This window comes from Evansella sp. AB-P1, from assembly GCF_029688925.1.
GTDB lineage: Bacteria > Bacillota > Bacilli > Bacillales > Salisediminibacteriaceae > Evansella.
Genome location: NZ_JARUKY010000006.1, coordinates 77,045 through 98,282 on the forward strand (window position 1 = coordinate 77,045; position 21,238 = coordinate 98,282).

Genomic DNA, 21,238 nt, shown 5'->3' on the forward strand with positions numbered 1-21,238 from the left:
GATTTGTTGCTTTATAATGATCTAGAATCAATCTATTTTGGCGCATTTCTTAGATCCACTGCTTTCTTGTGGATTTGAAGCTTGCTTAAACCTGACAAATAAAGTATTTTGTGAATTTCTCTGGTCTTGAACATTCCTTGAATACCGCACTTCCTTTTTTTCCTGCTTTCCGGGCCTCTAAAAACCTTCTTGATCCTTGAATTCCTCACCTCACCTTCTATAGACCATATTCCCCATCCTAATTGCACCTATCCCCTCCTCCCAATTCAAAAAAGACAAGAACCATACCAATGGTTTCTTGTCTTTTTCGGCATTCACCGTTATGTTTTTCCGTTTGGATACTGCTAAAATTACAACTATCCCAACAATAATTATTGCTTGAGGTTGTATTTTTTTCTGAAACGGTCCACACGTCCACCTGCATCGGCGAACTTTTGACGTCCAGTGTAGAATGGGTGAGAGTCAGAGGATACCTCGACGTTAATTAATGGATACGTGTTTCCATCTTCCCACTCGATTGTTTCGCTGGAGTACTTAGTTGATCCGCTTAAGAACATAAAACCTGTACTTGTATCCTTAAATACTACCTTTTGATATTTAGGATGAATTTCTGGTTTCATTCTTTTCATCTCCTTCCGCCCTGAGTCTTTCGAAACAGAGTTACAGTCCTGATGGAGGTCGTCCAAGCTCCCTACATCAATTTTACACACTGTGAAATTATATCAAGTGTATAGCTATTTTGCAACTACGTTTCAACATTTCCGTCACAGTATTTAACAAGAAATTATTGTAAAAAATCAGCTACCCCATACTTAACTAACCACTAACCAGTATCTACATGTCAATACTAACAAATTCCCATCATCATTTCTGCCATAGCTATATGCACTGCTTGTATATTTATATAAAAGATTAAATTCTTTTATTATAATTTTCAAAGTGAGGAACTTCTGCTTATACTTCCATATACAGCTCACTTGCTCACTACTTTCCAAACACAACTCAGTTTGTTTGCAAAGTAACCACGTTAAAATTGATGTACGTAAAATTTTTATTTTTACACCACAAGCAATTGCTTTAGATATTTGATTATTTACAACAAGTCATAAATAAATCGAAACATTCTAATACATGATTTTTCCCTCAAAAATACAACGCATTAACATATCATATTCCTTGATTTTCGCACCAGCAAAACTCTACAATCGCCACTAATAGAATTTGATAGCTAAAAAAAATGCTTTAAATCATTAATCAAAAAGAGCTTGCCAGCTTGACTCTAAAATCCACTAGTCTAGCATTTCCCAATCACCATCTAGCTAGTAACGGAAAATTCGGTTGTGAGATGTTAGTTTCTCACCTTTGGTTTGCCTGCTTTTTCCTTTTCGAAGGAATCAAAAAATTCTATGTTTGTTTTCGTGTCACGTACTTTTTTCAGGAAGCGTTCAAGAAATTCTGGTTGATCGTTCATCGTACGACGAATTGCCCAAAGGTTTTCAATTTGCTCTTTCGGTATTAATAGCTCTTCGCGGCGAGTACTAGATCGACGAATATCGATTGCAGGGAAAATACGACGTTCCGCAAGCTTACGATCTAAATGGATCTCCATATTTCCAGTTCCTTTGAACTCCTCGTAAATAACGTCGTCCATACGAGAACCTGTTTCCACGAGGGCAGTGGCTAAAATCGTTAAGCTACCACCTTCTTCAATATTACGAGCAGCACCGAAGAAACGTTTTGGACGGTGGAAACTCGCTGGATCAATACCACCTGATAACGTACGGCCGCTTGGAGGAATGACTAGGTTATAGGCACGAGCTAGTCGAGTGATGGAATCCATTAAAATGACTACATCTTTCTTCGCTTCAACAAGACGCATAGCACGATCAAGAACTAGCTCAGCAACCTTAATGTGGTTTTCTGGAACCTCATCAAAGGTGGAGCTAACAACCTCTCCTTTAATGGAACGTTCCATGTCTGTTACTTCCTCTGGTCGTTCGTCGATTAATAAAACCATAAGTTCAATGTCAGGGTGGTTTTCTGCAATGCTATTTGCCACTTCTTGTAAAAGTAAAGTTTTACCAGCTTTTGGTGGGGCTACGATTAATCCACGCTGACCAAAACCGATTGGAGCTACCATATCAATGACACGTGACGCTACTTTTTTAGGGTCATATTCTAATGTCATTTTATTGTCTGGGTATAGTGGTGTTAGCTGTGGGAAGTGCGGTCGTTCTCTAGCAAGCTCAGGGTCTTGTCCATTTACAGCCGCTACTTGTAGTAATCCATAATATCGTTCATTTTCCTTCGGCTTTCTTACCTTACCACTTACAGTATCTCCGTTTCGCAGCTCGAAACGACGAATTTGGGATGCCGATATATAAATGTCTTGGGAGCTTGGCTTATACGTGTTTGAACGTAGGAAACCGAAACCTTCATTTGGAACAACCTCTAAGATCCCTTCCATAAACATTAACTCTTCTTTTTCTGCTTGCTTTTTTAGAATAGCAAAAATCAATTCTTTCTTTGTTAATTGGCTATAGTAGGAAACTTTTACTTCCTTCGCCACTTCATATAATTCTTTGAGCTTCATCTGCTCTAGTTCTTTCAACGTTACGCCCATGCGTATCATCACACCTTTTTTTTATTTATTTACTGTTTTATTGGTTATGTATTTGAATACGTTACTGAAACCTGAAAACAAAAATTGTAACAAACCATTGGTTTCATAATAACAACTGCAATACTCAATACATTTATTATTATTCGAATAACTTAATTCAAGGGAAGCGACTATATCGTTTTCCACTCATTGAATAACATTAAAGATTACTTGAATTAATGGGTTTAGAATTGAAGTAGTAGAAGTATACTGGAGGTTTAAAGTAAATAAAACAACCATTTACTATTTTTAGAAAAACTTTGCATTTTACTTAATCATTCTCTAATCATTCTCGGGGAATGCCCCACTAACTAATTGTAGCAAAAATTCGTAGCTTCATACACTTAAATCCTTTAGCAAAGTTCAACGTCCTTTTCACAACACAAAACTTTTCATAAAACTAAAAATCACCGTTCCTCATGCTTCATTGTTAGACTAAAGTCCCTTTCATTTACATAATCGTGAAGATTATTATAATTGATTACCAAAACGAAAACAAGCTTCTCTAGACTAGTATCTCCCCGTGAGATTACTTTTCTACATATCAAATTATATAAAAACATAATTTTTCCTTTTTCAAGTGTGATAGTTATTTTACGGAAGTATCAATGAGGTAAGGGGAAGCTGAGGAGGGGGAACCTTCCTCAGCGAATAACTAGATCTGGTTTTTTCGTTAACATATGTTTCCCGTCAATGAAACGAACTGTACCAGATTTTGCACGCATTACAACTGATTGAGTCGTTCCTCTAGACCCTTTATATTGAACTCCTCTTAGAAGCTCGCCATCCGTAACACCAGTTGCTGCAAAAATTGCATCGTCACCTCTAACAAGGTCTTCCATCCTTAATACACGATTCACATCTTCAATACCCATTTTTTTGCATCTAGCTAATTCTTCGTCATTACTTGGTAATAGTTTCCCTTGGAGCTCCCCACCTAAACATTTTAATGCTACAGCTGCTAAAACTCCTTCAGGGGCTCCTCCTGAACCGATAAGCATATCTACACCTGTATCCTCAAATGCTGTGTTAATTGCTGCAGCTACATCACCGTCTCTCATTAGCTTAATTCTTGCACCAGCTTTACGAATATCCTCAATATATTGTTGATGACGTTCACGGTTTAAAATAGCTACTACTAGATCTTCCATATCCTTGTTTTTAGCATTAGCGACAGCTCTAAGGTTGTCTGCTACTGGTGCTTCAATATCAATTTTCCCAACTGACTCTGGACCGACAGCAATTTTGTCCATGTACATGTCTGGTGCGTGAAGGAGATTTCCATTATCTGCAATGGCAATTACGGCAAGTGCATTCCACTCTCCATTGGCAACAATATTTGTTCCCTCAAGTGGGTCTACTGCTACATCTACTCGTGGACCGTAGCCATTACCTAGTCTTTCACCAATATATAGCATTGGTGCTTCGTCCATTTCGCCTTCTCCAATAACCACTCTCCCTTTCATTGGGATCGTATCAAAAACATCACGCATAGCCTCTGTTGCTGCTTGATCAGCAGCTTCTTTGTTTCCTCTTCCCATCCATCTAGCAGATGCAAGTGCTGCTGCCTCCGTTACTCTCACTAATTCCATTGACAAACTTCTTTCCATATTGCTTCCCCTCGACTCTTTTTTATTTTTTTGTATGACTTAACGCTAGTTTTAGGAATTCTGAATTTCTTCCAGTTCTTTTCCTGTGATGTTTTCACGCCAAACCTTTGCACCTAAGCTCTTTAATTTTTCTTCTAGTCCACCGTACCCTCGATCAATATGCTCTACTCCAGTAATTTCCGTAACGCCATTGCCCATTAAACCAGCTACGACTAAAGCTGCTCCCGCACGTAGATCACTTGCCCGTACCTTTGCTCCTTGTAGGGTGGAACCACCATTTATTAATGCAGATCGTCCTTCAACTTTAATGTTTGCACCCATTCTACGGAGTTCATCTATGTGCTTGAATCTAGCGTTATATATTGTATCTGTGATAATACTAGAACCTTCTGCCTTTGTTAATAAACTGGTAAAGGGTTGCTGTAGGTCCGTTGGAAAACCAGGATAAACTAGTGTTTTCACATCAACAGGTTTTAAATTATTTGACCCACTAATAAAAATTTGATCATCTTTCTCTTCAATCATAACGCCCATTTCTCTTAGTTTTGCACTTAAGGATTCCACATGATCTGATATAACATTATCAACTGTAATGGATTTCCCCATAGCTGCAGCTAGGATCATAAATGTTCCTGCTTCGATTCGATCAGGAATAATAGAATGTCTACAACCGTGGAGTGATTCTACCCCATTAATACGGATGACATTTGTTCCTGCACCTTTAATATTTGCACCCATGCTAGAAAGGAGAGTTGCCACATCAATAATTTCTGGTTCCTTTGCTGCATTCTCAATAGTGGTTTTCCCTTTAGCTAGTACTGCTGCAAGCATTATGTTAATTGTTGCTCCTACACTAACTACATCTAAATAAATACGACTTCCGATTAGCTCGTCTGCCTGAAGATAAATAGCACCATGTTCGTTTGTCACTTTAGCTCCTAATGCTTCAAATCCTTTAATATGCTGATCAATCGGTCTTGGGCCAAGATTACAGCCCCCAGGTAGTCCAATGACAGCTTTCTTGAACTTTCCTAACATTGCCCCCATCATGTAATAAGAAGCACGAAGCTTCTTCACTCTACCATTTGGAAGAGGCATCGCGAACATATTTTCAGGATGAATGACCAAAGTATCTCTATCAAGCTCCGTTTTACCACCAATTTCCTCTAATAACTCAGCTAACGTTTCTACATCTGAAATATTTGGGAGATTATCGATCGTCACTGGAGAATCTGCTAAAATTGCAGCAGGAATGAGTGCCACTGCGCTGTTTTTAGCTCCACTTATTTGAACCTTTCCCTCAAGAGGGTGGCCCCCTTCGATCAATAGTTTTTCCATAACCAGCTTCCCTTCTGTCATTCTATGATTGACATTTTTTACTATATAAAGCATGTGATTGTTTTATTAGTACTATGTTTATTTCAAATTTTCTTTATCATAACAATCGATTCTATTTAACTTGGCTTGATTAAAAAAAATTTGTATTGTGGTGCAAAGTAAACACTTTGAACAATGAAGGATATCAAACTTGTACCTGTGGTAAAAGCGTTCACAAGTAACCTTTGAACTTCTACACGACGATGCTACCACTGCTTTATGTAATTTTATTATTTATTTATTTTTCCCATACTGAAATGGTATCATATTCTGTCTCTATCTACCATTTTATACGGAGAAAAATTATTTTAGACATAAAAAAAGAGAGAAGTTTCCATATAGTTAAAGAAATAGATCCTATTTTTCCAGAGAAATTAGTTCAAATTGGTTGAGGTAAAATAAAATGATGGACGAAAGGAAGAAGGAGCAGTTGAATGGAATCTACTATAGGAAGTGGGAGTTTCACATAACCCTCCCAATGCCTAACAGAATTCAACAGCTCTCCATACAAAGACGTCACTTTATTAAATGAACAAAATTAGGACAGGATATAGGACATACTAGAACCTGTCCAAATTTATCATGTTATAATCTGATTTTAATCGTGTCATTCGTACTCATTTTTGTGAGGAAAAACTATGAAATTGACTATTTCTTATTAGCATTTTCCCAGTCGGATAAAAACTTATCTATCCCTGCGTCTGTTAAAGGGTGCTTTACAAGCTGCTGAATAACCTTTAAAGGAATCGTTGCAATATGAGCCCCTCTTAAAGCTGATTCCGTTACATGCTGCGGGTGACGGATGGATGCAGCAATGATTTCAGAGGAAATTCCATGCAGATCAAAAATTTCTGCGATTTTTGAAATCAATTCTAGGCCATCATGACCTATATCGTCTAGTCTTCCTAAGAACGGTGATACGTATGTTGCTCCAGCTCGTGCAGCTAATAATGCTTGATTTGCGGAGAAAATTAAGGTGACATTTGTTTTAATATTTAATTCGGAAAATGTTTTAACTGCTTTTAGTCCCTCTAAAGTCATGGGAACCTTTATCGTAATGTTTGGAGCAATAGCTGCTAATTCTTTTCCTTCTTCTATCATTCCTTTAGCGTCTAATGCAATAACCTCAGCACTTACAGACCCCTCCGTAACAACAGATGTAATCTCTTTTAGTCGATCATGGAAATCTACCCCTTCCTTTGCTACAAGGGACGGATTTGTCGTTACTCCAGCTAAAATTCCTAAATCGTAGGCTTCCTTAATTTCCTCTATATTTGCAGTATCAATAAAAAACTTCATTAGATCACCTCATCCTTAGATTTAATAAAAATTATTTTGTACGTTCTTCATAGTTAGTTCGGCTGCGGTGATTTACTTATACCCGCAATTCTCGCTATTGGAACATATATTAGTGACAGTTCATCAATAAAATATGTATGTATCTTTTCAGGGTAGACCTCTCATGCAAGTTAAACTTGCACCATGGGGGATGAAAATACTCATCTGGAGGTTCATCCGTTACTGGTGAACGCTTTCACCATAGGCATAAGTGCGACATCTGTTCATACTTCACAGTGTCTTCTTTACCGCCGGCAACGTCTCAGCCTCCACACTATACATTTAGTATAATGCTAAAGTACATGGGCCTGTCTCCGCCTCTGCAAGTGTTGCTCTGTTGTTATATGCGTCGAGACAACTCGAAGTTTATTCGTGAAGCATATGCTCGTCACTGGAGTCGTCACCCTCCACTCCTGAACCAATACCTATTTTCAGGGTACTCCTTAAAATAGAGATTAAGAGTTTGCACTGGCTGATGACAAACTCTTAAATCATGTATATATAGATAGGAAATCAAAAGAATGCTCAATAGTATCTTGTTACCGCTTACGGTTTTCGAAAGATTTTGACAGATTATGACGTGAAATGAGACTGACAACATCAAATGGGATAAAAGACTGTTGTCAACTCACTTCAAATCATCTTAACCTCATCAAAAGAACGAAGAAAGGCAAATCAATCATATTTCACAATCGTACACTATGCTTTATTTGATGAACCGAATTCTCGCATTTTTGCAACAACTGTTTCCTTAATGGCTTCACGAGCAGGTCCTAAGTATTTACGCGGATCATACATTTCTGGGTTGTCAGCAAGAACTTCACGAACACGCTTCGCTGAAGAAATTTGACTCTCTGTGTTCACGTTAATTTTCGCTGTACCAAGAGAAATAGCTTTCTGAATATCATGTGTTGGAATACCTGTTCCACCATGAAGAACAAGTGGTACACCAGTAAGCTTTCCAACCTCCTCCATACGATCAAAGCCTAAATTTGGCTCTCCTTTGTAAGGACCGTGAACAGAGCCTAATGCAGGTGCAAAGCAATCTACATTTGTCTCTCGAACTAACTGATCACATTCTGAAGGAATAGCGTATGCTGCTTCTGCATCCTCAACAACGAGATCATCCTCCTGGCCACCAATACGACCAAGCTCCGCCTCTACAGACACACCTAACGTATGAGCAACATCTACCACTCGTTTCGTAAGAGCAATATTTTCCTCTAAAGGATAATGAGAACCGTCAATCATTACAGAAGTAAACCCTGCGTACATCGCTTCTACACACTTTTCAAAACTAGAACCATGGTCTAAGTGAATAGCTACAGGTACCGTAACATTATAATCAGCCATTAACCCTTCCACAATGTTTACTACTGTAAAGAAACCACCCATGTAGCGAGTAGCACCCTCAGAAACACCAAGAATGACTGGAGACTTCTCTTCCTCAGCCGCTTGCAATATTGCCTGAGCAAATTCAAGATTATTAATATTAAATTGACCAACCGCATACCCTTCTGCTTTTGCTTCTTCAAGCATTTCTTTCATCGATACTAAAGGCATTATTAAATTCCTCCTTTGACGTTCATACGTTAAAATAGTCCACCAAAATGAATGACCATATAAATTAATCAACAATATTAGTAATATTTACTTACTAAAGCCAGATTATCCTTATTGATTTTAACTTCGTTGTTACGTGAAAAAAGCCATGAACCAATTGGGTCATAGCCATAACCATTCACCCGGTTGACTTAACTATAGTATAACATAGAGAAAATAAAATTCCTTTCATAATGAACGAAAAGAATAGTGTTAAAACTAACGATTTTAGGACCCTTAATTCTTCTGCCCCAAATAATTTTTCACTTCATCACGGACTTCATCAATATCAAATGGCTTTGCAAAATGAGTAAGTGCCCCTAATTGCATAGCCTCATTAATCATTTCCAGCTCCCCATATGCGGTCATCATAATTACTTCAGCCTTCGCACCCATCTTTTTAATTTCCCTTAATATCTCTAGCCCATCCATACCAGGAATCTTCATATCCAATAAAATTAAATCAGGCTCATCTTCCTCAACAATCTTCAACGCCTGCTTACCATTGGAAGCCTGTAATGTTTTATAACCATCCTTCTCAAATACTTCATTCAGAAGAACTCGTATCCCGAATTGATCGTCAACAATTAATAGTTTTTTCTCCAACTCAAAGCCTCCCCTAAAATTTCATCAATTACCTTTTATATCCTATATTAAAAAGTAATTCGCCTTAATTGTAAATAATCCTTCTTTCCTCCCAATAAAAATAATAATCAACACCGTGTCAATATATGTTACACCAGCCCCTCAAATAGTCCAAAAGAACTACTAATCAATCCACTTAAACAGCAAAATTTGTCGCAAAATAACTAAAAAAAATTTTACATCCCCTTGTTTAAAACACTACTCTAAGACACAAAATACAACTACCAACACCCCTTTGGGTTAACAGAAGCACTATTGTTTGACAAACAGCAAAGTGCCCTCGGCAAAAACCGAGGGCACCACCTCAATCAAATCCGTACATTGCATCAACAATCCTCAGCAGGTCATCCCTTTCTATATTCCCAGCAGATAACGAGTAAAACATATCATCTTCCCAAGACAATTGAATTTCATCGTCTCTAGAAAATATTTTGAATTCCATCCCCTGGTGATCAATTAAATCAACCATACCACCACGTTCATCATATTCCTCATCTACATCGTTCTGTGCAATAAACGTCAGAACTCCTTCATATCTCGGACTTCTATAAGTAACAAAAAGTCTACTTTCTTCACCATCATTGTAGCTATGAATTCTATCAGGAATAAACCACTGCGGAGTATCTCCTGGTGTCACTACCTCGTATGGAAAATCTGCCTCAGCTTCTGCAACCGTGCCATAGCTATTGTAAAAGGATTCGTCTCCGTATGTGGCATCGACTAATCTCAATAAATCATCACGGTTTAACTCACTAGATGAAATTGAATAGGTTACCTCATTATCCCGCCAAGCTAATATGATCGTTTCCTTTTCTTTGAATAAGTTAAGCTCTGTACCATTATGGTCAATTATTTCTTCAGGGGGATTATCTTCATGACCATCCGTCCTATCCACCATATCTTCTGGTACTTCTCCCACGGACGCCATAAAATTTACAATTGGTATCGAAGTTTCTCCTCCTCTATAGCTGATCGAAAGACTAGTCAATTCCTCAAAACTGATAACAAAAATTTCTCTAATTGTAAAACTATCAATTGGATTCTCTCCAGGAGTAGAAATATTAAAAGGAAAATCCTCCAACGCCTCCTCAATGGTGTCGTACCTTTTCCAATTATCGTCCTCCGGCTCTGGATCTGAATCATCGGTGTCCATAGCTTGTGAATCGATAAAATAGTGCATTAATTCAACCATTATATTTTGAGGTTGGTCCCATTCGTACTGATAAACTACTTCATCTTGAAGGTGATAAATGGAATCATCGAGATTTGACCTTAATCCAATAGACTCTCCATTATCTAGAAAGAGCTTCACTTCCAGTCCAAATCCAAGAGGGTCTACCTCCTCAGTAATTACCATTGGATCATTAAGCCTTTCTTTCAACTCCTGTAATTTTTCTTCGTCTTCCAACACAACATAGTTTGTCTCTTCCTCTATATCTTGTAAAACGCCAAGGGGTCCTCCATGAGTGATATACACTTTTTCAATTGTTCCATCAATGAACAAATCCATCTCTTCGTCGTCCTGTTCATTATCTGGACCAGCTGGCACGAAATTTTCACCGATCCATTCATACGTGAGGAGAAAGCCGATAAAAAGAACGGAAAGAACCACAACGGGTATACCGATTCTCCTTCCTAAAGAAGATGCTATAATGGGTTCATTTTCTTTTAGCCTCCCTTTCGCCTGACGATACGACTTCATTTTTTCCCCTTCATCCCGGTTTAACGTCTTTAATTCCTTCAGTTGTTCATCTAAACGATTCATCTGCTTCCACCTCCTCCTTCATTTCCAAACGCAGCTTTTCCATTGCTCGGTGCGTCATCATTTTTACTTTTCCCTCTGACCAACCTAAAATGGAGGCTGTTTCTTTTACTGACAGCTCTTGAATTTTCCGTAAAACAATGACTTCTTTATAAGATCGTTTCATGGATGAAATGTGATCATATAGCTCCTGTACCGTCTCATTTTTTCCAACATTCATCTCCACTGTTTCTGCTGAAGTAATCGTGCCTATTTTTTCAAAAGGCCATAAATAAATAGGCCGTTGTTTTCGTAAATAATCGATGGTACAATTCCTGGCAATTCGTATGACCCAAGTAGAAAATTGAGATTTCCCATCGAACTGATCTCGATTGCGATACATCTTCACGAACGTCTCTTGTGTGAGATCTTCCGCAATTTCCTTATCGCCAACCATGAATAAAATGTAAGAATAAATCCGATCACTATATTGAAAATAAAGATCCTCAAAATCATTCACTTTGTCTGTCTCCCCCTTCCTTACCCTCTTAGACGTACACAATTAAAAATGGTAACGATTTTCATGAAAAAATAGTTTGAATTGTTTTAGATACAACTAAAATAGTAGTATAAGTAATAGACATTGTTAAGCTAGCTTGCTGAAATCAATTATAACGTTCGTCTTTTCAACAACTATTCAATTATGGAATTCATTCACAAAACAATTATTTCGAACAGTAAATTGACATTTTTACCATATCATTAGTAAGAGGGGTATAGATAATGAAGATATTTCAAACGCAAGTGCAGGGCCTGTTGAACCGTTTCACAGACATAGAGGATGAGCTTGAAGATGCTGCACGTATGATTGCTCAAAGTATTATAAGCGAAGGAAAAGTTTGGATTTTCGGGGAAAAAGAAATGAAAGGCATTATTCATCAAGCTGTGGAAGGAGAGGATTCCTTTCCTAATATAATGGAAGGAACAATAGGAGGACATTCTACCCAACAACTAGACACCGTGATTGTTTTTTCTCCCGATCCACATAGCCAGTGGGCAGATCATGTAGTGTCAACAGCTAAGGAAGTCCCTTGCAACGTGATCGGTGTTAGTTCTGAGAGGAATTTGGCCGCTACTTCTCCAGCCGAAAGTAATAATGACACCTCCTGGGGTGAAAAATGTGACCTATTTTTCTCAACAGGTGTGAAAAGAGGATTAGTACCTACTGAATCGGGCCAGTTTCTTGGACATCCACACCTATTAGTAGGGCTCCATATTTATTACTTATTGTACTTAACCACAATGGAATTTTTAGAAGAGCATGGATACTTCGAAGAGGAAAACTAGTAACGACATTGCACTAGTATGATCGGGTTGGGGCGGTCTATGAGCAGGTTTGGGTGTTCTATGAGCAGGTTTTGGCTTTCTATGAGCAAGTTTGTTTCCTATGAGCAGGTTCTACCTTCCTATGAGCAGGTTCCGCCGTTCTATGAGCATTCCGCCTTCTAAACGTTACAAAAAAAAGAGGACGACGCATAACCGTCATCCTCTTCTTTTATATTCCGTTTTATAGCATAGACCTGTGCGGGCCAACGCCAGTCTATTATCATTAGTTATGTTAAGCCGTTTCCGGTAGTGATTTCTGCATAAATTCTATCGTGATTTGATTAAATTCCTGGGGTTGTTCAATATTGCAAACGTGTCCTGAATTTTCGATTCGTTGAAGGGTTAAGTTTTCGTTTTGTTTGACTAGTTCCTCCACTGAGGGCAAAAATAAATAGTCTTCTTCTCCCATTACAAATAAGGTAGGGATATTATAAAAATTGTTTTGCAACCTTCTTAAATAAGGGTTGATTGCCCTTGTTAATGTAAACCATCGAATAAACTGCTTTTGACACATTTTTTTCGCCTGGCTAACAAACACATTCCTGGACTCTAAATGATTGCTCTTCGGCATAATTACCCATGCGAAGAAACGATATAGCCACATATATGGAATAATGTGCTTACACAAATTCCCTAAAGATATTAAAATTTTTGTCCTAACGTTCATTTTAATTACTGCCCCACCGAGAATCATAGAAGTAATTCGTTTTGGATGCTTTTGGGCGATTGTTTGGACGATAATTGTACCTAGAGACATACCAATAAAATGTGCTGATTTTATTTTTAAATGATCAAGGACTTTAATCACATCATCAGCTACTTGAACAAATGTATCTCCTTTTTTCCAAATCATCTGATCCGATTTACCATGACCTCTTAAATCTATTAATAAAACGTTAAAATGTTTTTTATACTCCTTTACTTGCTTAAACCATGTGTTGGAGTTTCCTCCAGCACCATGTATGAGAGTTACCCAAGGCTGATTAGCATTAACAACATATTGTTTAAAATGTAACACAAACCCTACTCCTCACTTTAGATTTATTATCTTTTTACGCGCTTTAGTTAAAAGATGATCTTCGAGAGGCTTATCCTGATTTATTCTATAAAATTAACTTTGTAAAACATCGCTTCTTTTTTTCACAGATACGTAGATATTATAACAGAATCACGGATTGCATCCTATATGTCCATTGTAAAAAGTATAAAAAAACAGTTTCTCCACTTAATCTTCACTATCAACAATTACAAAAAACCCGCACGACGTTTTAATAAACGGCAGCGCGGGTTTAAATGAAAAATAGTGATTATTATTTTTTGTTAGCGATACTTGCACTAATGAATTCACGGAACAACGGTTGTGGGCGAGTTGGTCTTGATACAAATTCAGGGTGGAATTGAGATGCAACAAAGTATGGGTGATCCGCAATCTCTACAATTTCCACTAGACGACCATCTGGGCTTGTCCCTGAAAAAATAAATCCATTCTCTTCCATTTGTTCGCGGTATTCATTATTAAATTCATAACGATGACGGTGGCGTTCATAAACAACCTGCTCTTCATAAGCTTTAAATGCCATTGTTTCTTCTTGTAGCTTACAAGGATAAAGGCCAAGACGAAGGGTTCCCCCAAAGTCCTCAATATCCTTTTGCTCAGGTAATAAGTCAATAATTGGATATTTCGTTTCTGGATTTAATTCTGAGGAATTTGCTCCATCTAAACCAAGAACGTTACGAGCATATTCAATAGATGCTAGCTGCATTCCTAAACAAATACCTAACATTGGCACTTTGTTTACACGTGCATATTCAATAGCTGCAATTTTCCCTTCAATCCCACGATCTCCGAAACCACCTGGGATTAGGATTCCGTCTGCCTCACCAATTAATTCCGCAACATTTTCACGTGTTACATCCTCAGAATGTACCCAGTCAATTTCAATATCTGTATCATAATGGTATCCAGCGTGCTTTAAAGCTTCTGCTACAGACAAATAGGCATCTTGAAGTGCCACGTATTTTCCTACTAATGCGATTCTCACTTTTCCAGAAAGGTTTTTCACTTTTTTAACAAGTTCTTTCCATTCTGTCATATCTGCCGTTTGACAATTCAATCCAAGGAATTTACATACGTAATCGTCAAGGTGCTGTTTTTGCAGCTCAAGTGGTACTTCATAAAGAGTTTCTGCATCTCTCGCTTCAATGACAGCATTCTTTTCAATGTCACAGAATAAGGCAATCTTGTCCTTCATATCTTCTGGAACAGGTCGTTCTGTACGAACTACAATAACGTTTGGTTGAATACCAAGACTACGAAGCTCCTTTACACTATGCTGTGTTGGCTTCGATTTCATTTCTCCAGCTGCAGCTAAATATGGAATGAGTGTACAGTGTATGTACATGACATTCTGAGCTCCAACATCACTTTTAATTTGTCTTATAGCTTCAAGGAATGGCAAGCTTTCAATATCCCCTACTGTTCCACCAATTTCCGTAATGACAACATCTGGGTGACCATTTTTAGCTGCAAGGTAAACTCGTTCCTTAATTTCGTTCGTAATGTGAGGAATTACTTGAACAGTCCCTCCTAAGTAATCACCACGTCGTTCTTTTTTCAACACAGAGGAATACACTTTCCCTGTAGTTACGTTACTGTATTTACCTAAATTAATATCAATAAAACGTTCATAATGTCCTAAGTCTAAATCCGTTTCCGCACCATCATCCGTAACAAATACTTCCCCGTGCTGATATGGACTCATTGTTCCAGGATCCACATTAATATACGGATCAAACTTTTGAATCGTTACTTTTAAACCTCGGTTTTTTAACAGTCTCCCTAAAGATGCTGCAGTAATCCCTTTACCTAAGGATGATACGACACCACCTGTAACAAAAATATACTTTGTTGCCATGTTTAGTACCCTCACTTTATATTAATTTATTTTATATTGGGCTATATTTACCTATTACTAATGTTTCATAATGATTATCCAGCCTGGTAAATATTGGTCGTTCTAATCCTTATACACCTTTCGTAAAAAAATAATCCTCCGCTACAACTTAATTCTTATCATTCCACAATAATGAAGTTTTTTATGAAAAAACTTAGCTTCTCGATTATCTAAATAAAAAAACAACAGCTGCCGTCCCCAAAAAATAAGGGGGCACTGTTGTTCTATTTGTCGATCTTATTTTTTTCTAAAATGTGAAGCCCAAAAATGATTTTAGCTATATCTTGAGCAAAAGTCAAGAGCAATTACAGGAGTTCATCGTCTTCTTCCGAAACAGGTTCCTCATCCTCATCAATTTCGTCCAAGTCTTCGTCTAAATCTTCGTCTTCCTCATCGAAATCCTCATCTTCGTCTTCTTCATTTGCCAACTCATCTAACTCATCCTCTAGATCCTCAAACTCGTCAAAATCTTCCGTTTCATCCTCTAGATAGATTTCTTCCTCTTCCTCATCTTCATCCTTACGCTTTTTCTTACGTGGCTTATTGGTTTGAGAAAGCTCTTCCTCTGTTTTATCAAATGGGAACCATGATCGAAGCCCCCACTGATTGTCACCTAGATTTACGAAACGACCATCCATGGACATTTCTGCATAAAGGTTAGCAATACGGTTCTTCATTGCCTCTTCTGTCATCCCTTTTTTACCTGCAACATCCTTTAATAAAGAGTGGTAATTAATAGGATTATTAGTCTCCAATAAAAGGTCATAAGCAAGTTCAATCATAGATGTTTCTTTTAATTGCAACTCCGTGTATTGTTTGATGCTCACAACTAGCACATCCTTTCGGGGAAAAGTTTCTATTAAGAGGCTGTCCAAATCCTTTGCAAAAAGCCAGCTATGAACGAATGCACATATGAAACACTAGCCTTGTAGTGTATCAGCTACATTGCAAGATTATTCTACCTCTTTCATTCTGTAAAAACACTATATGGAATTCATACAAAGATGTCAATCTATCATTGAAATACATACCTTTCATTATAAACACATCTCCTATAATTATGCCAGTACATTCCAATATTTCTTGTTATTTTTACCTTCTGCGCTGAAATAAGATTTGTTTTTGGAGTGAAAGGCAGTAACTCAAGCAGGAACAGCAATAAAAGAAGACCCTTCACTTCTATACAGTAATGGTGCAAAGTGTGAACGTTAATAAATGAAACTTCAGAACAAAACATTGCAGATGTAGCAAAAAAAGTGTGCAATACGACTGGCAATTCTTCAAAATTATGATATGTGCTAATTGAAGACAACTAACTGCTAGACGATCGTTACTCTCCATTTTGTTATGATTTGAAGGTTCATTGGATGGCTCCTCTGTTCCTGCAAAACTCCTTTTCACCTTTTGCAGGGTCACGGGCCCAATCCTCTGTTCCTGCAAAACTTCTTTTCACCATTTGCAGGGTCACGGGCCCAATCCTCTGTTCCTGCAAAACTCCTTTTCTCTATTTGCGGGGTCACGGGACGATTCCCCTGTTCCTGCAAAACTCTTTTTCACCTTTTGCAGGCTCACGGGCCCAATCCCCTGTTCCTGCAAAACTTCTTTTCACCATTTGCAGGGTCACGGGCCCAATCCTCTGTTCCTGCAAGACTTCTTTTCTCTATTTGCGGGGTCACTGGTGCCCCTTTCTTATCGCTATGCCCTTCTTATCGCTATGCCCTTCTTGTCGTTATGCATCTCTTCCTCCTTTTGCAGGATCAGCTGGTAGCCTGTCATGAAAATGGAGAATATCTATATCGAACATTAGCACTTCTTTTTTCAGCTAAACAACCGCTAACCTCAAAAATCACGATTTGCGGTAATCGAAAAGCTAGCTTATACGACAGAACCACAACTGTAAATCCCACAACACCACAACACCACATCACCACATCTCAACAAATCACAACACAACCACCACACAGCGCCACCCACACCACCCTGCTACCAAACCCAAACTACAGATTCCGTCGATACTGTCCCCCAACCTCATACAGAGCCCCGGTAATTTGTCCAAGACTAGCTACTTTAACCGTTTCCATCAATTCATCAAACAAGTTACCTCCATTTAAAGCAACCTGCCGTAGCCTCTCCAATGCAGCTTCACCAGCTTCCCTATGCCTATCTTTAAAGTCATTCACATGTTTGATTTGTCCCTCTTTTTCCTCTTTCGTAGCACGGGCTAATTCCATATCAAACTCCTCATCCTCCGAATCCTTCTTCGGATTCAAATACGTATTCACCCCGATGATCGGCAAGTCCCCATTATGCTTCAACGTCTCATATAACAGAGACTCCTCCTGAATTTTTCCACGCTGATATTGTGTCTCCATAGCACCTAGAACCCCACCACGATCGTTCATCCGTTCTAGTTCCTGCAACACTGCTTCCTCCACCAAATCAGTAAGCTCCTCCACAATAAAAGAACCTTGAAAGGGATTTTCATTTTTCGCAAGACCCATTTCCTTCGTAATAATAAGCTGAATCGCCATCGCACGGCGAACACTCTCTTCCGTAGGCGTTGTCACCGCTTCATCGTACGCATTCGTATGCAACGAATTACAATTATCGTATAACGCAAGCAATGCTTGCAGCGTCGTCCGAATATCGTTGAAGTCTACTTCCATAGCATGCAACGACCGACCTGACGTCTGAATATGATACTTCAGCTTCTGACTCCGTTCATTAGCACCATATTTTTCCCGCATCGCCACAGCCCAAATACGACGGGCCACTCGACCAATCACCGTGTACTCCGGATCCAACCCATTACTAAAGAAAAAGGACAAATTAGGCGCAAACTCATCAATATCCATTCCACGACTCAAATAGTACTCCACATACGTAAACCCATTTGCTAACGTAAAGGCAAGCTGACTAATAGGATTAGCTCCAGCCTCTGCAATATGATAGCCACTAATCGAAACAGAATAGTAATTACGAACCTTATGATCAATAAAATATTGCTGAATATCCCCCATCATCCGCAACGCAAACTCTGTAGAAAACACACACGTATTCTGCCCCTGATCCTCCTTCAAAATATCCGCCTGCACCGTCCCCCGAACAGTAGACAACGTATAAGCCTTCAGCTGCTCCCGTTCCACCTCATTCGGCTCACGACCATTTTGCATCGTGAAAGCATCCACCTGCTGAACAATAGCCGTATTCATAAACATCGCTAAAATAATCGGAGCAGGACCATTAATCGTCATCGACACAGACGTAGTAGGAGCACACAAATCAAAACCCTCGTAAAGCTCCTTCATATTATCCAACGTACAAATACTTACACCACTTTCTCCAACCTTCCCATAAATATCCGGACGATAATCAGGATCCTCCCCGTACAACGTGACCGAATCGAACGCCGTGCTCAACCGCTTCGCCTCATCGTCCTTCGACAAATAATGAAACCGACGATTCGTACGACTAGGACTACCCTCTCCAGCAAACTGCCGCTTCGGATCCTCCCCCTTACGCTTAAAAGGAAACACCCCCGCCGTATAAGGAAACTCCCCAGGGACATTCTCACTTCGTACCCACCGCAAAATCTCCCCATAGTCTTCAAACTTCGGCAGCGCAACCTTGGGAATCTCCAAACCAGACAAGCTCACCGTCTTAAGCTCCGTCACAATCTCCTTATCACGAACCTTCGTCACAAACCGATCCTGACGATAAGCAGCCTTCTTTTTCTCCCAGCCAGCCAACACCTCCCGAGACTCCTCCAATAACCCCTCACGAAAAGCAGTCTCTAGCTCCTGCAGCTGACCAACATCTACCACATCCACCTTCTGTTCCTCTAATGCCGCAATGGTCCCTTCAACCTGATACAACCGCCGCGCCCGCTGTACCTCCATCACCGTCTCCCCATGATACCCCCGAACCGTTTGACCAATCTCCCGCAAATAATGAATCTGCTCAGGAGGAATAATCACCTTCTTCAACGTAACCGTATCATCAGCCCCAAAATCCGTCTTCCACCAATCACCAAACTTAGCGCCCAACACACCCATCAACTCATAAAACAACCGATTCGTCCCCGGATCATTAAACTGACTAGCAATCGTCCCAAACACCGGCATCTCCTCAGGCAACCGATCAAAGAACATATGCCCACGCTGATACTGCTTCCGAACCTCCCGAAGAGCATCCTCCGACCCCTTCCGATCAAACTTATTAATAGCAACCAAATCCGCAAAATCAATCATATCAATCTTCTCCAGCTGCGACGGCGCACCAAACTCACTCGTCATCACATACAACGACACATCCGCCACATCCGTAATCGCCGCATCCCCCTGACCAATCCCACTCGTCTCCACAATAACCAAATCAAAAGGAGCAGCCCCCATCACACGAAGAGCCTCACCAATCCCCCTCGACAACTCCCGCCCACTATCACGCGTCGCCATCGACCGCATAAACACACAAGAAGAATGAATAGCATTCATCCGAATCCGATCACCAAGAAGCGCACCACCCGTCTTCTTCTTTGTCGGATCCACCGACAAAATCCCCAAACGCCGATCAGGAAACACCCGAAGAAACCGCCGCACCAACTCATCCGTCAACGAACTCTTCCCAGCACCACCAGTCCCAGTAATCCCAACAACTGGAGCCCTCTTTTTGTTTGGAAAAACAGAAGCCCTGTCATCCCTATCAACTAAAGCAAAAAGCTCCTGAGAAATACCCTTGGCATCAAGACCACTATTCTCACCAACACTAATCAACCGGGCAACAGCCCCCATCTCACCATTTAAAACAGCCTCCTCCTTCACATGAGACAAGTCATCTAACGGGAAGTCACAGATCTCCATCATTTCATCGATCATTCCCTGGAGCCCCTGCTGACGCCCATCCTCCGGAGAATAAATACGACGAATACCATATTCCTGAAGTTCCTTTATTTCAGCAGGAATAATGACACCTCCACCACCGCCAAACATTTGCACATGGGAGGCACCACGTTCCTGAAGAAGGTCATACAAATATTTAAAGTACTCCACATGCCCCCCCTGATAGGAAGACACCGCTATCCCTTGAACGTCCTCTTGAATAGCTGCCTGGACTATCTCATCTACTGATCGATTATGCCCCAGATGTATGACCTCTGCTCCAGAAGCTTGTAGCATTCGTCTCATAATATTAATAGAAGCATCATGCCCATCGAACAAGCTTGACGCTGTTACAAAGCGGACTGGATGCTTCGGTTTATAGTTTTTCATACGTTTCCCTCCCTGACTCCGCGATCTGCATGTCTACGTTTGTAAAACCGTGAAACAATTGCTTTATTTGCCATTTACAATAGGTGTCAATATCGTATTCCTTCTGTATAGCCCACCTCCGAAATGTCCACATATGCCCCGCAATGAGGATGTTGTGACAGGAAAGGGAAACTTCTTCGTCAGCGAGTTTAATACTGTTTTTTTCCAAACAATCTCTAATATTTTTTTCGAAAATTGCCTTCATCCTTCGTTCCTTCTGAAGGACGTAGTTTAACGCCTCTTTCGACAAGGATTTCGATTCCTGATACATGACGAGCACTTCGTCCTGCATATCGTCCATTACCCGAAGGTAGGAATGAATGATTTGTTCGAGGCGTTCCTTTCCTTCAAGATTTTTATCCATGAGGCTGTCCAGTTTTTCCATCACCTCGTCATACACTGCATCACATACGAGGTACAAAATGTCTTCCTTCGATCCAATATATTCATAGAGTGTTCCAATACTAAAGCCCGAAACCTTTGCAAGCTCTCGCGTTGTGGTGCCGTGATACCCCTTTTTATTGAAAAGCTGAACAGCGGAGTTTACAATTTGCTGCCGTCTTTTTTTCACAAGCTGTTGATCCTTAACTATGGAAGGAACCTCCTTCTTCTTCACC

At 39.7% G+C, this 21,238-nt stretch carries 16 protein-coding genes; 1 reads left to right on the forward strand and 15 read right to left on the reverse strand.

What is annotated here, in order from left to right:
* Nucleotides 1-32: 32 nt before the first annotated feature.
* From QA612_RS07515 to QA612_RS07560, 10 genes are all read right to left on the reverse strand, one after another.
* Nucleotides 33-248, reverse strand: a complete 216-nt coding sequence (locus QA612_RS07515) for a hypothetical protein (protein WP_278283174.1) — start codon at nucleotides 246-248, stop codon at nucleotides 33-35.
* 123 nt (nucleotides 249-371) lie between these two features.
* The gene (locus QA612_RS07520) at nucleotides 372-620 is read right to left on the reverse strand and encodes a type B 50S ribosomal protein L31 (RefSeq protein ID WP_278283175.1); all 249 of its coding nucleotides are present in this window, start codon (nucleotides 618-620) and stop codon (nucleotides 372-374) included.
* A gap of 728 nt (nucleotides 621-1,348) precedes the next feature.
* Complete coding sequence (gene rho / locus QA612_RS07525) at nucleotides 1,349-2,623, reverse strand: transcription termination factor Rho (RefSeq protein WP_278283176.1); 1,275 nt, start codon at nucleotides 2,621-2,623, stop codon at nucleotides 1,349-1,351.
* A gap of 683 nt (nucleotides 2,624-3,306) precedes the next feature.
* Nucleotides 3,307-4,272: a class II fructose-bisphosphatase gene (gene glpX, locus QA612_RS07530; RefSeq protein ID WP_278283177.1), complete on the reverse strand. Its 966-nt coding sequence runs from the start codon at nucleotides 4,270-4,272 to the stop codon at nucleotides 3,307-3,309.
* A gap of 51 nt (nucleotides 4,273-4,323) precedes the next feature.
* Nucleotides 4,324-5,610: a UDP-N-acetylglucosamine 1-carboxyvinyltransferase gene (locus QA612_RS07535; protein WP_278283178.1), complete on the reverse strand. Its 1,287-nt coding sequence runs from the start codon at nucleotides 5,608-5,610 to the stop codon at nucleotides 4,324-4,326.
* A 687-nt stretch (nucleotides 5,611-6,297) separates the two neighbouring features.
* Nucleotides 6,298-6,948, reverse strand: a complete 651-nt coding sequence (gene fsa / locus QA612_RS07540; RefSeq protein WP_278283179.1) for a fructose-6-phosphate aldolase — start codon at nucleotides 6,946-6,948, stop codon at nucleotides 6,298-6,300.
* 738 nt (nucleotides 6,949-7,686) lie between these two features.
* Nucleotides 7,687-8,550, reverse strand: coding sequence for a class II fructose-1,6-bisphosphate aldolase (gene fba, locus QA612_RS07545; protein ID WP_278283180.1), 864 nt, complete (start codon nucleotides 8,548-8,550; stop codon nucleotides 7,687-7,689).
* A 276-nt stretch (nucleotides 8,551-8,826) separates the two neighbouring features.
* Entirely contained in the window at nucleotides 8,827-9,195 is a 369-nt protein-coding gene (locus QA612_RS07550) for a response regulator (protein ID WP_278283181.1), read from the reverse strand.
* 343 nt (nucleotides 9,196-9,538) lie between these two features.
* Nucleotides 9,539-10,999, reverse strand: a complete 1,461-nt coding sequence (locus QA612_RS07555) for a DUF4367 domain-containing protein (RefSeq protein WP_278283182.1) — start codon at nucleotides 10,997-10,999, stop codon at nucleotides 9,539-9,541.
* Nucleotides 10,983-11,495 carry an RNA polymerase sigma factor gene (locus QA612_RS07560; protein WP_278283183.1) on the reverse strand — a complete coding sequence of 171 codons (513 nt, stop codon included), beginning with the start codon at nucleotides 11,493-11,495 and terminating at the stop codon, nucleotides 10,983-10,985. Before QA612_RS07560 ends, QA612_RS07555 begins: the two co-directional genes overlap by 17 nt.
* 263 nt (nucleotides 11,496-11,758) lie before the next feature.
* On the opposite strand from QA612_RS07560, the gene QA612_RS07565 reads away from it, so the two are divergent.
* Nucleotides 11,759-12,322, forward strand: coding sequence for a DUF2529 family protein (locus tag QA612_RS07565; protein ID WP_278283184.1), 564 nt, complete (start codon nucleotides 11,759-11,761; stop codon nucleotides 12,320-12,322).
* Nucleotides 12,323-12,593: 271 nt separating this feature from the next.
* Here the strand turns inward: QA612_RS07565 and QA612_RS07570 are convergent, their stop codons facing one another.
* The 5 genes from QA612_RS07570 to QA612_RS07590 all read right to left on the reverse strand — a co-directional run bounded on the left by QA612_RS07570 (nucleotide 12,594) and on the right by QA612_RS07590 (nucleotide 21,237).
* Complete coding sequence (locus QA612_RS07570) at nucleotides 12,594-13,379, reverse strand: alpha/beta fold hydrolase (protein ID WP_278283185.1); 786 nt, start codon at nucleotides 13,377-13,379, stop codon at nucleotides 12,594-12,596.
* 292 nt (nucleotides 13,380-13,671) lie between these two features.
* The gene (locus QA612_RS07575) at nucleotides 13,672-15,276 is read right to left on the reverse strand and encodes a CTP synthase (RefSeq protein WP_278283186.1); all 1,605 of its coding nucleotides are present in this window, start codon (nucleotides 15,274-15,276) and stop codon (nucleotides 13,672-13,674) included.
* A 344-nt stretch (nucleotides 15,277-15,620) separates the two neighbouring features.
* Nucleotides 15,621-16,142: a DNA-directed RNA polymerase subunit delta gene (gene rpoE, locus QA612_RS07580; protein ID WP_278283187.1), complete on the reverse strand. Its 522-nt coding sequence runs from the start codon at nucleotides 16,140-16,142 to the stop codon at nucleotides 15,621-15,623.
* Nucleotides 16,143-17,312: 1,170 nt separating this feature from the next.
* Entirely contained in the window at nucleotides 17,313-20,582 is a 3,270-nt protein-coding gene (gene icmF, locus QA612_RS07585) for a fused isobutyryl-CoA mutase/GTPase IcmF (protein ID WP_278283188.1), read from the reverse strand.
* Nucleotides 20,569-21,237, reverse strand: coding sequence for a TetR/AcrR family transcriptional regulator (locus QA612_RS07590; RefSeq protein WP_278283189.1), 669 nt, complete (start codon nucleotides 21,235-21,237; stop codon nucleotides 20,569-20,571). Before QA612_RS07590 ends, icmF begins: the two co-directional genes overlap by 14 nt.
* Nucleotide 21,238: the final 1 nt, after the last annotated feature.

Bases quoted from the DNA above. Each gene is read 5' to 3' on its own strand.
- QA612_RS07520 (WP_278283175.1), bottom strand. From the start codon at position 620: ATGAAACCAGAAATTCATCCTAAATATCAAAAGGTAGTATTTAAGGAT.
- rho (WP_278283176.1), bottom strand. From the start codon at position 2,623: ATGGGCGTAACGTTGAAAGAACTAGAGCAGATGAAGCTCAAAGAATTA.
- glpX (WP_278283177.1), bottom strand. From the start codon at position 4,272: ATGGAAAGAAGTTTGTCAATGGAATTAGTGAGAGTAACGGAGGCAGCA.
- QA612_RS07535 (WP_278283178.1), bottom strand. From the start codon at position 5,610: ATGGAAAAACTATTGATCGAAGGGGGCCACCCTCTTGAGGGAAAGGTT.
- fsa (WP_278283179.1), bottom strand. From the start codon at position 6,948: ATGAAGTTTTTTATTGATACTGCAAATATAGAGGAAATTAAGGAAGCC.
- fba (WP_278283180.1), bottom strand. From the start codon at position 8,550: ATGCCTTTAGTATCGATGAAAGAAATGCTTGAAGAAGCAAAAGCAGAA.
- QA612_RS07555 (WP_278283182.1), bottom strand. From the start codon at position 10,999: ATGAATCGTTTAGATGAACAACTGAAGGAATTAAAGACGTTAAACCGG.
- QA612_RS07565 (WP_278283184.1), top strand. From the start codon at position 11,759: ATGAAGATATTTCAAACGCAAGTGCAGGGCCTGTTGAACCGTTTCACA.
- QA612_RS07575 (WP_278283186.1), bottom strand. From the start codon at position 15,276: ATGGCAACAAAGTATATTTTTGTTACAGGTGGTGTCGTATCATCCTTA.
- icmF (WP_278283188.1), bottom strand. From the start codon at position 20,582: ATGAAAAACTATAAACCGAAGCATCCAGTCCGCTTTGTAACAGCGTCA.